14 protein-coding genes are annotated in these 14,944 nt (G+C 35.3%); 5 read left to right on the top strand and 9 right to left on the bottom strand.

Annotated elements, in window-relative coordinates; translation table 11 throughout:
• Window positions 1–130: 130 nt before the first annotated feature.
• Window positions 131–1,141: a hypothetical protein gene (locus GXZ72_04615; GenBank protein HHT18821.1), complete on the bottom strand. Its 1,011-nt coding sequence runs from the start codon at window positions 1,139–1,141 to the stop codon at window positions 131–133.
• A gap of 24 nt (window positions 1,142–1,165) precedes the next feature.
• Window positions 1,166–2,170, bottom strand: a complete 1,005-nt coding sequence (locus tag GXZ72_04610; GenBank protein ID HHT18820.1) for a hypothetical protein — start codon at window positions 2,168–2,170, stop codon at window positions 1,166–1,168.
• A gap of 304 nt (window positions 2,171–2,474) precedes the next feature.
• On the opposite strand from GXZ72_04610, the gene GXZ72_04605 reads away from it, so the two are divergent.
• The 4 genes from GXZ72_04605 (at window position 2,475) to amrS (ending at window position 5,462) form a co-directional block, all read left to right on the top strand.
• A complete protein-coding gene (locus GXZ72_04605; GenBank protein ID HHT18819.1) occupies window positions 2,475–2,873 on the top strand; it encodes a Zn-ribbon domain-containing OB-fold protein in 399 nt (132 codons plus the stop codon).
• The gene (cfbA, locus tag GXZ72_04600) at window positions 2,827–3,300 is read left to right on the top strand and encodes a sirohydrochlorin nickelochelatase (protein ID HHT18818.1); all 474 of its coding nucleotides are present in this window, start codon (window positions 2,827–2,829) and stop codon (window positions 3,298–3,300) included. Before GXZ72_04605 ends, cfbA begins: the two co-directional genes overlap by 47 nt.
• Before the next feature lie 5 nt (window positions 3,301–3,305).
• A complete protein-coding gene (thiL, locus tag GXZ72_04595) occupies window positions 3,306–4,367 on the top strand; it encodes a thiamine-phosphate kinase (GenBank protein ID HHT18817.1) in 1,062 nt (353 codons plus the stop codon).
• Between the two features lie 93 nt (window positions 4,368–4,460).
• Window positions 4,461–5,462 carry an AmmeMemoRadiSam system radical SAM enzyme gene (amrS, locus tag GXZ72_04590; GenBank protein ID HHT18816.1) on the top strand — a complete coding sequence of 334 codons (1,002 nt, stop codon included), beginning with the start codon at window positions 4,461–4,463 and terminating at the stop codon, window positions 5,460–5,462.
• A 58-nt stretch (window positions 5,463–5,520) separates the two neighbouring features.
• On the opposite strand, the gene GXZ72_04585 is transcribed toward amrS, so the two are convergent.
• Window positions 5,521–6,804, bottom strand: a complete 1,284-nt coding sequence (locus GXZ72_04585) for a UbiD family decarboxylase (protein ID HHT18815.1) — start codon at window positions 6,802–6,804, stop codon at window positions 5,521–5,523.
• Between the two features lie 290 nt (window positions 6,805–7,094).
• Window positions 7,095–8,165 (bottom strand): 5-(carboxyamino)imidazole ribonucleotide mutase, encoded by a 1,071-nt coding sequence (purE, locus tag GXZ72_04580; GenBank protein ID HHT18814.1) that lies wholly within the window; start codon window positions 8,163–8,165, stop codon window positions 7,095–7,097.
• A gap of 205 nt (window positions 8,166–8,370) precedes the next feature.
• On the opposite strand from purE, the gene GXZ72_04575 reads away from it, so the two are divergent.
• A complete protein-coding gene (locus tag GXZ72_04575) occupies window positions 8,371–10,095 on the top strand; it encodes a glycosyltransferase (protein HHT18813.1) in 1,725 nt (574 codons plus the stop codon).
• 53 nt (window positions 10,096–10,148) lie between these two features.
• On the opposite strand, the gene GXZ72_04570 is transcribed toward GXZ72_04575, so the two are convergent.
• The 5 genes from GXZ72_04570 to GXZ72_04550 form a co-directional block, all read right to left on the bottom strand.
• Window positions 10,149–11,081 carry a DUF1743 domain-containing protein gene (locus GXZ72_04570; GenBank protein ID HHT18812.1) on the bottom strand — a complete coding sequence of 311 codons (933 nt, stop codon included), beginning with the start codon at window positions 11,079–11,081 and terminating at the stop codon, window positions 10,149–10,151.
• Between the two features lie 349 nt (window positions 11,082–11,430).
• Entirely contained in the window at window positions 11,431–11,841 is a 411-nt protein-coding gene (locus GXZ72_04565; protein HHT18811.1) for a 6,7-dimethyl-8-ribityllumazine synthase, read from the bottom strand.
• Between the two features lie 198 nt (window positions 11,842–12,039).
• Window positions 12,040–13,239 (bottom strand): cysteine desulfurase, encoded by a 1,200-nt coding sequence (locus GXZ72_04560; protein HHT18810.1) that lies wholly within the window; start codon window positions 13,237–13,239, stop codon window positions 12,040–12,042.
• A 131-nt stretch (window positions 13,240–13,370) separates the two neighbouring features.
• Complete coding sequence (locus GXZ72_04555) at window positions 13,371–14,357, bottom strand: NAD-dependent isocitrate dehydrogenase (GenBank protein ID HHT18809.1); 987 nt, start codon at window positions 14,355–14,357, stop codon at window positions 13,371–13,373.
• Window positions 14,358–14,414: 57 nt separating this feature from the next.
• Entirely contained in the window at window positions 14,415–14,927 is a 513-nt protein-coding gene (locus tag GXZ72_04550) for a 3-isopropylmalate dehydratase small subunit (protein HHT18808.1), read from the bottom strand.
• Window positions 14,928–14,944 lie beyond the last annotated feature (17 nt).

The raw sequence follows: 14,944 nt of genomic DNA, 5'->3' as shown, positions 1-14,944 counted from the left end.
GGATATGATAATTATTTCATGAATGAATGACGTTTTCATGAATGAAATTAAAATTTAAAAAGTTATAACTATAGAAACACATCTCAGCCATTTTTACTGGTGGATTAATACCGCTATTGAATATCAAATTTCATGTACTCACTTTAAAAATAAAATAACATGGTTGAGGATTAAGATACTGAATTTTAACTTTTTCAACTGAAGTACCTTTAGGATATGCTGTTAAATATGTGTTGAAAGCTTCTTCAGCATTTCCATTGGAAAAAACGTGTAACCACAATATACAAGTACTTTTATTTACAACACAATCAGCGATAACCTCATTCACTAGAATTGGTTGGTTACAAAAATGATTAGTATCTATAATACGATTTTCCGGGGAATCAATAATCCAAACTGCTGAATTATCAGTTACATAACCTGGATCAGTCATCAAATAAAAATCTCTGGAATTTAACATATTTTGAGTTACTTTGAAAGGATAACAAATCCAACCAGATTTTTTATTAGGATAATCAACCCCCATATGGCTGTGATTTCCAGTTATATCTTGATGTGGGCATATATATCCTCCCTGTTTCGATTGTGGTAAATTGGAATTACACTTCATTGAATTCATAAAAACTATGATACTGCTATTACAGAAATTACAAAGAACCGTTCGGTTAATTACTACTATATCTGATTTTGATGTGCTTATTTTACCCATTGTAACAGGTTCTATAGATGAATCCACAGGACAAATAGTCAAACTAGAATCACAATATGTAGGTAGTACTCTGCCCTTCATTAATTCATCATAATTTTCCTTAAGACAGTTTATTTTCTGTAAACTTAGAGTTTTTTGAGTCACTCCCTTATTAAATTGATCTACATCAGCTAATCCCGGAGTTACACCGTCAAAAGTTCTTAGTTCTTCCCAATTTTGAGGTTCACCTGGATTTTTTATCATCATATCCACAGCACCAGTTGTTATCCTATCTACAGAATTTGCATAATAATAATCTTGGATTTTCGAACCAACATTATCCATTGCATCTGCAGAAACACCTAAAACTACGGTTATAATAATTAATGCCATCATCAAATCCGTAGAAAACACCATCCCCCTTTTTTCTTCCATTACAATATAATCAAACATACTATCACTGAAAAATTGATGATTTTATCCTCCATGTGGTGGCAACCCATACTTTTTCCTATGGGAATTATCTAAAAAAATGTAAAAATAATGTGATTCATCAAAGGAATACACGATTAAATGACCATAATAAGCTCCAAAACTTGTCTCATTAAAAATAACATGGTCCACAGAGCTAATTCCCAATTTAGATGAATTATTTGAGGGAGTAATGTTAACAGATGGAGCAGGTAAGATAAATGTTTCGAAACCATAATGCGGGCAGACACCACGCCCCTCTAATCTACAGAAAAAACATGCCCCGTCATTACTTTCATGATAAAAACCATTATCAATACAATTTTTTAGATTAACAAAATCAGAAGTACTCCCATGAAGTTCATATGGATCATAAGGACATTTTTTTATAAACAGAGGAGATATGGCGTTTTCATAAGCTTGTGAATTGTTGAATCCACTTGACTTCAAATACTCAGATAGGCTTGATCCATACATTATTTTATCTTTACCAATAGTTGCTCCTCCATATTTTTTGCACTTTAAAAAGGGCAATGGATCCATAATTGGAAAAGACTCATTGATAAGAGATATTTTCTGGATTAAATTAACTGAATGTTTAATTTCATCTTTTTGCACATTAATTATTGATTTGATTTCTATCTGAAATGGATCTTGACTATTATCTACATCCAATACATCACAATGAACGTCTATTTGGTCATGATTATATTTTAAAGACCAAACATTGATTCTATCCTGTATTTCATTCTTAATTTCCTCTCGACTGTTTGATAGAGGATTTCCAGATTTTATAACCTCTTCTGATTTATCTTTTAGCACTTCCCGGCCTATTTTAGGTATTTGAGATTGTAAATCTTTAGACACCCCTGAAACGTCATCTGATACTAAAATAGTTTCTTGAAAGCTTGTGAAACCAACTGACATGTTTATAAATATTATAATGAGTAAAAAAGCAGGGATAACAAGTAAAAATGAAGTTAAGCTCATTACATATCCGTGGTTATTCATTTTTTTACCTAATTTAATTATTAATAGGGAACTAAAAATATTATGAATTTAAATTTTTTTATTATTTAATAAAAATAATTAGAAATGTAATACTATATAAAGTTATTTCTATGCCCAAATCTGTTATTTGAAACTATCCAAACATCAAATAAAACAAAAATTTACCAATACCACAAGTAATCGTAAAACATATAAAAACATCATAATTATATAAAGCATGATACGAATTAATTATCCAATCTCTATGTGCAAATTTATATTTTGTAAATAACCAAAACATAATCAAATCTTAGCGAGGTTAATAATGAAAGATATTGTAAGAGGATGGCGTCATATTCCACAACGCTACAATCTCATTGGATCAAAGTGTTTACAATGTGGAGAAGTTTTTTTCCCCATGAGAGTTATTTGCCCTAAATGCAGAAGAAAAGGGAAATTAGAAGATATTAAATTTAATGGAAATGGAAAAATACATAGTTATTCAGTTATACACACACCTACAGATGAATTTAAGAATATATCCCCCTATCCTGTAGCAATAATTGAGTTAGACGAAGGTGCAAAAATTACCAGTCAGATTGTGGACTGTGACACTGAAGATATTGAAATAGGTCAAGAAGTAGAGTTAGTATTCAGGAAAATTAGAGCAGAAAGTGATGAAGGAGTTATTTCCTATGGTTACAAATTCAAACACAAAAAATAAAGTAGGCGTTATATTGGTGGGTCATGGCAGCAGATTGCCCTATGGAAAGGATGTTCTCAGCAAGTTAGCTACAATTTACAAGGAGCAAACTGAATATCCTGTGGAAATCGGTTTTATGAATATGAACAAACCCTCCATCCCCTCTTCAATTAACAAATTGGCCCAAATGGGTGTGGAAAAAATTGTGGTCACCCCTGTCTTTTTAGCTCCGGGAGTTCACACCAGACATGACATACCACACATCCTCGGATTACATAATGGAGATGAAACCCATGAACACAGCCATGACCACCATCATGGTCATAGCCATGACCACGATGAAGATGAAGAAATAATTTTCCAAGGTGAGATTGTTTACACTGAACCTTTGGGTGCAGACCCGAAAATCGCTGCCATAATAAAAGACAGGGTGGATAATGCCCTTTAACTATTATGTCTTCTAAAAAATCAACCTCACATGAACCTTCCATAGTATCCGATATTGGTGAAAAAAAACTTATTAAACGACTCCTTTCAATGAGTCGTATCCTTCAACCTTATTCTCCTTTTTTTGATGAAAATTATTTTAAAAGTCTTAGTGATGATGCCGCACTACTGGATATTGGTGATGAATATTTAGTGATAACATCTGACCTTTTACTTGAGTCCTCCCACTTCCCAACTGAAATGAGTTCATTTCAAAAGGGCATGAAAGTAGTAACTGTAAATGTGAGTGATTTAGCTGCAATGGGTGCAAAACCCATTGGTTTTGTATTATCTCTAGGATTGCCTCAGGACCTCCCTCTTGAAAAGTTTGATGAAATCATGAAAGGAGTTCTTGAGGGGTGTCACACCTATAAAATGGGCCTCATGGGTGGTGATACCAACCAATCAGAGGAATTGATTCTCAGCGGAACATGTTTGGGAGTTGTTGATAAAAAAAAAGTGTTGATGAAAGAAGGCGCAGCCCCTGGTGATGTGGTGGCAGTCACAGGCCCCTTGGGTGTAGCTGCAGCCGGATTTGAATGTTTATTTGCCCCACCACCAGCACAAAAATCCCTTAAAAAACAAATCCTCCCTTCTACATTAAAAATTGTTGTCAAACATGCCCTTGAACCACTTGCTAAGTTAAAAGAGGGAATTATCTTGGCAAAAAAGGGCATTGCCTCTGCAGCCACCGACATAACTGATGGTTTAGCCAGTGAAATCGATGAAATAATAGAAGCATCCCCCCATAATATAGGAGTAACACTTTTTGAGACAATGATCCCCCTGATTCCCGAGGTTGAAGAAGTTGCAACTGTGTTGGATAGAAATCCCCTTGATTTCGCACTTTATTATGGTGAAGATTTTGAACTCCTTTTAACCATCCGTGAAGATCTATATGAAAAGTTTAAAGAGGATTTAGGACTTATTAAGGTTGGAGTAGTGACCAGTTCTGGGAAGATGGAAATAATTGATAAAGAGGGTAAAACAAATATTCTAATGAAAAATGGATATGAACACTTTAAATAGATCTGGTCAACTAATGATAACATCTTTATCTCTCAATTTTTAATAATGCTTTAAATTCAAAATTATTTCCAAAAAGGGGTGGAGGTTTTTACCTTGAAAAAGGAAGCTATGCTTTATGAAAAGCTTAATGATGCTTTGAACTGTCATGTGTGTAACCGTAAATGTATTATATCCAATGGCAAAACTGGTTTTTGTAAAATGCGAGAGAATGATAATGGAATTTTGTACAGCAAAAATTATGCTTCTGCATCCTCCATTGCTGTAGACCCAATTGAAAAAAAACCTCTATTCCATTTTTATCCAGGCAGCCTTTCATTAAGTCTGGGAAGTATTGGATGTAATTTTAGATGCGCCTACTGTCAGAATTGGGCAATATCTCAGACTTATTTAGATGAAGTGGGCATCAGGAATATTCTTCCAGAAAAAGCAATTAGGTTAACCCAAGAAAATCACTGCAAGTCTATTTCTTGGACTTACAATGAACCTACAATGTGGTTTGAATACACTTATGATTCTGCTAAACTTGCTCAGAAAAAAGATTTGAAGACTGTATATGTCACCAATGGTTATATGAGTGATGAAACCTTGGATCTGATTGCTCCTTACTTGGACGCCGCCAATGTGGATTTGAAAAGTATGTCTGATAAGTTTTACCAGGAACTCTGTCAGGCCCGTGTAGAACCAGTCTTGGAAAATATCCGGACAATGCATGAAAAAGGTATTCACATTGAAATAACCAATCTGGTGATACCCGGTCATAATGATTCAGAGGAAGACTTAAAATCTCTAGTGGAATTTGTGGCTGATGTGGATATTGGGATTCCATTACATTTCACTAGATTTTATCCTCATTACAAAATGAACAAGTTATCTCCTACCCCTGTAGAAACTCTTGAAAAAGCCCAGAAAATGGCAATGGATGCAGGGATTAAATATGTTTATGTGGGGAATGTGCCGGGCAGTAATGGAGAAAACACTAATTGTCCAGAATGCAAAGAACTACTTATAGAAAGAGATGGCTTTCACATAGTAAACAACAAACTTAAAAAAGATAAATGCCCTGAATGTGGGGCTAAGATTGACATTGTAATTTAAAAAGATGTTGGAATAGCATTTGTTGATTGGTTTGGAAATTAAATACTCGTTAGTAGACTTATTCTGAAAAGCTAACACGTTCAAATTTATCCAATTGATCTAGAGGTTTAGTTGCATCCACTCCCATTTTAGTAGTGGTTCCATCTGATTTTGCACAGGGATCCAAAGAAGATCCTCGGGATCCAGGGACTATTAAAATGTCTTCATCACCCCGAACCCGGGTGGCAATTGCATACTCCACATCTTCAGCATCAAAAAGGTTTATATCCTCATCTACAACTACACAATGTTTAAGTGAAGGATGGGCAGCTAATGCAGCCATCATAACGTTTTTAGCGTCTCCTTGGGTCTGTTTCTGAATTGAAATTACAGCGTGGAGCCAGCAACATCCACCTTCAGTAAGAGCTACATTCTTAACTGTTGGTACTGTGTTTTGAACTGCATTAAATATTCGAGGTTCCTGTGGAAGGCCTTGTAAGAGCTTGTGCTCGAAACCAGCAGGCATTATGGCATGGTATATGGAATCTTCTTTGTAGTGCATCTTATCTAATTCAATTATTGGTTCCTGACGCACAACATCATAAGTGTCTGTTAGGTCTACAAATGGCCCCTCTTCTGCTCTTTCATGAGGTAACATCCTACCTTCAAGTAAAATTTCACACTCAGGAACTTCAATATCAACATTTTCGCATTTTACGAGATTCATTCCACCTTGATGGAAGTTATTTGCCACTTCCAATTCATCCACATTAATAGGCACCGAAATAGTGGTGGCCAGCAAAGTAGCAGGATGCATTCCAATGGCAATGGCCAGTTCTAAAGGTTCATCCAGTTCTTCTGCTCTTTTATGATAAGTATAAAGATGGCGAGGTACTATCCGTGCGGTGAGTCTATCTTTCCCTAGTAGGAGCATGCGATGAATGGATGCATTGCGTACTCCTGTATCAGGATCTTTGGCAACTATCACCCCTGAAGTGATATAGGGGCCTCCGTCACGTTGATAATGAGTTAAGATAGGGAGTTTATTAAGATTTGGCTGTTCTGAAATATGAAAAATGTCTTGAACACTCCTTTGATCATGTATAGGGACAGGGTTTTTGGTTGCATCCATTATTTTTTTGGTTATTCCAACTACATCAGTATTTAAAGCCTTGGCGATCTTTTCACGAGTATTGCAAATCCCAGCTATTACTTTAATGTCTGATTCCTTGATGTTTTCCAATAAGATAACATCTCTAGGATATTTACGTAAAATTCCTGCAGCTTCAAGGTTAGTTGAGACCTCATCACTAATTTCTATGAAATTAAAATCATCTTTAATTGTTTTTAAGAAGTTTTGCATGAATTCACCACTAGTTATTATAATTAATCATGTAAACTCTGTTTATTCCTGAATTGTATAAAATATTGGTGTTTGCAGCGAATGACAATCAGTTATGCATACTATATTTATTTCTTTTCTTTAATTTTATTATTTCTAAAGGTTCATGATTTTGGATTGTTGAATGGATATGTTTAACATGTGCCTTGTATTTAGTGTATCCTACGATTATTTTACGAAAATTAAATCTTAATTCGAATTCAGGTAATATAGAGGGCGAATGAAAAAAATATACGCATATGTTGGAGAATCTATCTTTTACAATTTATATTGCCTTTAAACCTCTTAAGTTCTTTTTTAATCAGATCATCACCAATGCTAAGAATTTCAGCGGCTAAAATTGCTGCATTTCCCCCTGAATCTATACCCAGAGTAGCGACTGGCACTCCCGGAGGCATGTTTACCATGGATAGAAGGGCATCAAATCCTCCCATTTTTATTGAGCATGGCACCCCTATAACTGGTTTTTCAGTGAAAGCGACCACCGCTCCAGTTACATGGGCAGAAAGTCCAGATATGGCAATAAATAGTAAGGCATTTTTATTTCTTTTTAGGAAATTCTCAAATTTATCAGGAGATCTGACTGGTGATATCACTGCAGAATCATATCTAATTCTCAACTTATCAAGAAACATTGTGGTCTTTTTGGCCACCTTAATGTCACTGTAACTCCCTGAAATTACGGCTATTTGGGGTGAACGAGAGTTTTCAAAAATTTCACCAGGATGAGTGGTGATTTGGCTTTCATCTGTTAAATTCAAGTTATCAGTTTCATTATATGGTAATTTTTCCCCTACCCCTGATACTTGTTGGTTTGGAGAATAATATTCACCTTCAATATCTGGAAAAAGAGTTTCTTCATCTTCGGCTATTTTTGAGTAAAAATCGTGTCTAAACAATGATAATCTTTTTCTTATACTGGCATTTTGGATCCCTATAATTTGAGCAGCCAGTATTGCTGCATTATCTCCTCGATCAATCCCTACTGTAGCAACAGGAGCACCTAAAGGCATTTGGACAGAAGCAAAAAGTGCGTCTAGTCCAGCAACTTTTACCTCTACTGGCACCCCAATCACTGGTTTATGAGTCATTCCAGCTATAATACCTGGAAGATGGGCTGATAACCCTGCGATACCAATGAAAACATCAACACCATTTTTGGTTGAAGTGAAAACAATCTTTTTTACTTTTTCATGGGTTCTGTGAGCAGAAGCCACGCGCAAATCATAATATATCCCTAACTTTTCCAATATGGCTATGGCTTTTTCTGCAATTTTAAAATCAGATGAACTGCCAAGTATTATCATAACCTTAGGTTCCATTATTAACCTCTTTTTTAGTATCATGAATAATTCGAATCGAGTATTTAAATCTGGCTGAAAACCATTATACATAATAATTTATTCTTAAAACGGATTATATACTTTTGTAAATTGACCATTTTTAAATGAAACATCATTTTCTATAAAATCTTATATTAAGTCAGTATAGTATAACATGTAAGGTAAAAAATGAGGTGTAATTTAAGTGTCTTGGATTATCCTATTAATTGTCATGATCATTTCTTCTGTTAAAACGATGAGTTCAAAAAACTCCATGACCGTTTCTGTCATAATACCCGCTTACAATGAAGAAAAAACAGTGGCTAACGTTATCAAAACCGTTAAATCTCTTAATTACATTGATGAAATCATTGTGGTAAATGATGGTTCAGTAGATAGCACTGAACAAACTGCTAAAGAGGCAGGAGCAACCGTGCTGAGTCATACCAAAAATAGAGGGAAAGGTGCTGCCATTAAAACCGGTTTCAAAAACTCGAAGGGAGACATTGTACTGTTTCTAGATGCTGACCTCCAGGAATTAGTTCCTAACCAAGTAGATAAAATGATTAGACCCATTTTAAATGGAGAAACAGACGTCATCAAAACTAAATTTAAAAGAGAAGCAGGAAGAGTGACCGAATTAACAGCAAAACCTTTATTAAACTTTTTTTTCCCAGAAATCAAATTTGAACAACCACTTAGCGGCCAATTCGCTGCTAAAAGGTCTTTCCTCAAAAGCATCCAATTGGAGGATGATTATGGTGTAGATGTGGGAATAGTGTTAGACGCAGACGTGATGGGAGTTCGGGTTAAAGAAGTAGATATTGGGAATATAAGTCATACCATGTCCTCACTATACGAACTTAACATCGTAGCTACCGAAGTGGTGCGAACCATTGTGGACCGGGCTAACAGTTATGGTAGAATCACCATGATCGACTCCTTAGGAAAATCAATTAGAATGGGAGTTTTAGGGCTCTCACTGACCACATTAGGATTTTTCTTTGTATTTTTCATCAGAATTCGCCCTTCATACGTGGCTCTCTACTTAGGGTTTGCCATAATCATTGTTGGAATTATTATAGCCATTTATTATGTGATTAAGATTATTCGAGCGTCTATAAAGACCATTTTAAGGCCTGATTCTAAGTCTCGAAACTTTAAATCATTTTTTTATATGCATTCCCCTCTGATAGTTTCGGCGTTGATCATGTTCGCAGTACTTTTTACCATGTTGGGTTCAGTTCATGTGGATGAGGGGAAAATATCAATTGAACCCGCAGCCCGTAATGTAATTTTTTGGAAACAACCTGTAGAAAATCAAACTTTTGACATCAGAGGACCCTACACTGTGGACAGTGCTATTGAAAACGAAAGTTCAATTATCAGAATGCCTGAAGATGCTCTGAAAACATTAGGATTAAATTATGGAGATAATATAATAATAAATCAACAAGGTTATCTTCTAAATCAGACGATTCCAGGTGAAGAAAGTATAATGCGGATACCATATAATGCCCGGAATACCTTGGGATTGAATGTACGTGACGTTATAAGTGATTCTGAACTTCGGAATTTCTTTAAAAATCTTTATGCTGAGAAAAAACTTTCTTTAAGCACATCAAACATAACCATAACCGAAGGAAGGATAATAAAAACCACCGCCGATGATGCTAAAATCATCGACATATACCTTAATGACAAAAAAGTGGGTAGCACAACTGGTGTGTTGAAAGAAGGAGCATACAGGATATATTTAGACGGTTATCTATACAAAACAATTTATATCGATGCAAACCAGTCCCAAAATACTTTCTTTGTGACAAAAGGGGAAAATGTGGTTAAAATTCAAGTTAAAGGAAACGCTAAATCAAATAATCAGTTCCCAACTTCGAATCATGGAATATTATTCTATTTAAACTTTCCCTGAAATATTTTAATTTAAATTTCAACATTTCTTTTGAAAACACGTGAAAAGTAATATTAATAATAGACCTTAACTGCCTCATCAATATCATTATAAACGCCTAATGCAGCTAGAGCTCCAATTTTACCTTGACTGCCAGTTACTTCTACCAGTTTAACACCTACAGATTCAGCAACCTTTTCAGCTTCTTCAACTGTGATCATAGACTTTTTAGCTGCTTCAGCATAAGAACGAAGTTTTTCAGGGATTTTTATTCCTTGAATGACTGCAATTGCAGTTTTATCAGACAAAGTATCTTTTTTTAACAGATTTACAACTTCTTTAACTAATTTTTCTTTTTCATCAGGTTTTATTGCGAATACTAAAGCTATTGCCACACAATTCTGAGTTTTATTGGGATTATGTGGGTAAAGCTGCACAGTGATGTGATCTAAATATTGATAACCACGTTTAGCGAGTTCAGCCCCTACATTGTGAGCAAGAGTCCATGTTGCCCCTTCATCTTTGGTATCTGTATCATCTATGCCAATTACTACTTTTTGAAGGCGTGGTGTTACAACAGTGGCCCTACCAATCTTGGATCCTCCCCCTATATCCTGAAGTTCTACTCTTTTAACTCCTTCTGCCATCCCTCTACACATGGCAGCTCCCACTCCCGCACCAGCAAGGCCAGCATGAACTACTTTAACTTCATCATTTTCCACTGACACCTCTTCAATTCCTGCTGCGTGTAAGCTGGGTTTGAGGCTTAAATTAGATTTTCCTGTTTTTACCAGAAATGTATGCTTGTTTCCATCTCTTTTAGCCTTTAAAACTATGTCACTGCTACGCTGGTACTGGTAAATCATCCACTGAGAACCACTGATACATGGATGGAATTCTACAATTTCAACCAAATCACCATCTACCATGGTAAGGACTTTATGGTACGGTGCAACCCAGGGGTCCTGGAATTTGTCTTTTAAATCTAGAGGGGTGAGTATTTCCATTCAATAACCTCATTTGTAGTCTTTTTTCATTTTAAAGCTAATTATGATTATAGTTTTAATTCATCTTAAATTAATTATTTTTTAATTTAATATTTTAAACTCCATGATAGTTGTAGATTTGGGAAAAAGTAACATAATGATATGTTCTTGGTGATAACAGACATTTATAAGTTATTATTTACTTTAAAAAATTTAAATTGAAGTATATGATAAATAATTTATTCTAAAGTACAATTTACACATGGAAAACAAGTAGATGATGATCAACAAACTAAAGAAATGTTGATTTTACTAATATTTTGAAATATGTATGGAAAATAGAAAAAAAGAGTTAAAAAGTAAAAACCAATTATTTTAAACGTTCCGTCATTTTCACTACGGCTTCCACAGCACGTTTGGCATATTCCACCCTTTGATGGGCCTCAAGACGAGTCATGCCCGGGCCGGTGATTCCCAATCCAACTGGTTTATCATATTCTAAGGCTAAATCAGCGATCTTACGAGAGGCATGCTGCACTACTATTTCATCGTGGTCAGTGGCACCTTCAATTACTGCTCCAAGAGTAACCACTGCATCAATATCGTCTTGTTCTAAGAGTTTTTTAATAGCCAGTGGCATGTCAAAAACTCCAGGAACGGTGATAACTTCTGTTATTTCAGATTCTAAAAATTTTGCATGTTCTTTTGCGAGTTCTAACATCATATGAGTTATATCATAATTAAATTCTGCAACTACAGCACCGATTCTTACTTTTACCATGATGATTCCTCCCATAATATTTCTATTATGTCAATTGAAAGTTATTTATTTTTAATTTCTTTTTATTTCTAATTAGATAAACTGAAATTAGATAATTCAACTATATAGCCAGTATAAATCCAGCTAATGTACTTAGAACGAAGATGGCTATGATGAAAATAACAATCCATTGCATTCTGGTCATTTTTTTAATCTCCTTTATGTTTCAATTAGTTTGGACACATCTTGAAGGGTTTCGCACAATATTTCTATTTCTTCTCTGGTATTATAATAATGTATGGATGCCCTAACTGTTCCACCCAATTGATAAGCCCCCATGTGCCTTAAAGATGGCATGGCACAGTGAAAACCACTTCTAACACAGATAGATTTAATTTCATCCAGTATTTTAGCCAAATCGTGAGGGTTTATATTATCTATATTGAAGGATACAATACCATAAATATTTTCTGGACTTCCATAAACATGAGCATTCTCAATATCTTGTATCTCCTGATACATTATTTTAGTCATTTTTTTACTATGTCTTTCGATTTTGGACATTCCAATCCTACCCACATAGTTTGTTGCCGAACCAAGACCAATATAACCAGCTATGTTTTGAGTCCCGGCTTCAAAACATGCTGGTGATTCTGTAAGTTCAAAATTTTTCTGTGTAACGTTTTCAACTGTGCTTCCCCCAAGGTTAAGGGGATTCAATTCTGCATAGGAATCCCTAGCATAATACAAAAAACCAGTTCCTACTGGGCCTAATAATCCTTTATGACCCGGAAATGCAACAAAATCAGCTTTTAATTTCTTTAAATCTATATTTATATGGCCTGCAGATTGAGCAGCGTCTACTAAATAAAATACATTCTGATCTTCTAATATTTTCGAGATTTCATTAACAGGTTGTACTGAGCCAATGGAATTATTAATATGAGTGATGGTCACCAGCCGAGTGTGATCATCCAATGTTTTTTCAACTTCGCCAGGATCAATAACCCCATTTTCATCAGCCTTAATTATTTTAATTTCTACACCCTGATCTTGGAGATTAAGCCATGGAACTAGGTTAGAATGGTGTTCCATATTAGATACTATAATTTTATCCCCTTTATTCCACTTTATCCCTCGAACTACTATGTTAATAGATTCTGTGGCGTTTTTAGTGAAAATTATCTCCTGCGGATCGGAATTCACGAATTTAGCAATTTTTTTCCTTGCCAGTTCCAATTCCTGGGTTGCCCTAATAGCCATTCTATAGGCTCCCCTTCCGGTGTTTGCATTATAATTGTAAAAATAATTGTTCATTGATTCTATTACAGGTTTTGGCGTGGGAGTGGTACTAGCAGCATCTAGATAAATAACCTTATCCAGAAGAGGCATGTCCCTTCTAACATCAGTTGTTTTCATAATATGCTCTGATTATTCCTTAAATTTTTATGAATGTAATTTAATTTAGTACATACAATGTTAATTAAATTTAATTATATCAATCCATTGACATATTAAATTTAAGTAAAAAAAATGAGGTTTAAGTGTTGTTATAATTCTAGTTTAGCTCTAACTTCGGTAGCCATCTCCATTGTAGTTGCGTTACCCCCCAAATCCGGTGTGACCACTTGACCTTCTTTTAAAACTTTCACAAGTGCATCTTCAAGTTTTTGAGCAGCAACAGATTCTTCCAAATAATTCAACATCAAAACAGCAGATAATATCATTGCAGAAGGATTTGCTGTTCCCTTTCCCGCATGTCTTGGTGCTGAACCGTGGACTGGTTCAAATAAACCTTGATTTTCACCAATATTTGCTGATGGAATTAATCCCAACCCTCCCACCAACCCTGCGCCTTCATCAGATAAAATATCTCCGAAAAGATTGGTGGTTACAATAACATCAAACATTTCAGGCCGGGTAATGAAAAACATTGCAGTAGCATCCACATAACGATCATCCAACTCTATTTCAGGATATTCTTTGGATACTTTGTAGAATGAATCCTTGAAAACACCATCAGTTTTTTTAAGAACATTAGCCTTGTGAACAGCAGTTACTTTACCTCTACCTGTTTTTTTAGCATACTCAAAAGCAAATTTACATATTCTTTCTGAAGCTTGTCTAGTTATCACCCGAGTAGCAGTTGCTCCTTCAAGAGTTTCCTCTTCTAAACCAATGTATAATCCTTCTGTGTTTTCCCTGACTATCACAAAGTCCAAATTATCAAAAAGACACTTGGTACCTGGGTATGATTTCACCGGTCGGAGATTAACATACAAATCAAGTTCTTGCCTCATTTTGACAATCACGTCAGCAGCAGTTTCTCCTGCAGCACCAAAAAGACATGCTTGCGATGCTTTTACTATGTCTACTGTTTCTTGGGGTAAAGCCACCCCAGTTTTCGCCATGTGCTCGTCACCCGCGTCAGCAAATGTGTAATCAAAGTCAACATCTAACGCCTCCAAAACATGGAGTGTGGCCTCCATAACCTCTTTTCCAATCCCATCTCCAGGAATAACAGATATTTTGTACATATATACACACCTTTAAAGCTAATTCATTAATTATTTTTTTAAAACATTTTTATCGTTTTATTCATCCTTTATCTCGGTTAGGTGGTTTTTCAAGTAACTAATAAGACCACCCTCCTCCATAATGCCCTTCATGAAATCAGGGAGCGGTTTAATTTTAAATTCTTTAAAATTATTTAAATCTTTCAAAACCCCTTGATCCATATTTATTTCAATTTCATCTCCTTCATCAATATTTTCAGAAATTCCTTTAGCCTCAATAAGAAGTAAACCTATATTCACTGAGTTTCTGTAGAATATTCGTGCAAATGATTCTGCTACAACAGCAGATATTCCTGCGCCTTTGATGGCTATGGGTGCGTGTTCCCGAGACGATCCGCATCCAAAGTTTTTTCCCGCAACAATTATGTCCCCTTTTTTCACTTTTTCAGAGAAATTTGGGTCACATCCTTCCATAACACATGCTGCAAGTTCTTTTTCTCCGGTTAACACCAAATATCTTCCAGGGAGGATTGCATCAGTGTCAACGTCATCAGCGAACTTCCAAACTTTTCCTTTGATCATGTTTTCCATATTTATCACCTTTATCA

Source organism: Methanobacterium sp. (assembly GCA_012838205.1).
GTDB lineage: Archaea > Methanobacteriota > Methanobacteria > Methanobacteriales > Methanobacteriaceae > Methanobacterium.
Note: the sequence above shows the minus strand (reverse complement) of the source record. Positions and strands in the feature narration are given on the sequence as shown.